1 pseudogene is annotated in these 235 nt (G+C 60.0%); it reads right to left on the bottom strand.

Going from position 1 to position 235, the window contains the following annotated elements:
* A pseudogene (locus RTW80_RS30865) lies at positions 1–235 on the bottom strand (ATP-dependent protease); the annotation flags it as partial.

Here is a 235-nt window from a genome sequence, read left to right as displayed (position 1 = left end):
CAAATGCCGCCTCTCTAGTCCGGGGCAGCCCTCCACGTCGGCGACCGTGCGCGCTACTTTCAACAAACGCTGCCACGCGCGAATGGATAGCCCAAACCGCGTCAGTGTCTCTTCCAGCCAGCCTGCATCTTCAGCGTTGAGAGAACAAAACTGTCGGATCCCGCTGTTATCCAGCCGGGCATTCAGCCTGTTCTGACGAGCATACTGCCGCGCCTGCGCCGCAATAACCCGTTCA

This window comes from Escherichia sp. AM3 (assembly GCF_032029835.1).
In the GTDB taxonomy this organism is placed as follows: Bacteria; Pseudomonadota; Gammaproteobacteria; order Enterobacterales; family Enterobacteriaceae; genus Escherichia; species Escherichia coli.
Note: the sequence above shows the minus strand (reverse complement) of the source record. Positions and strands in the feature narration are given on the sequence as shown.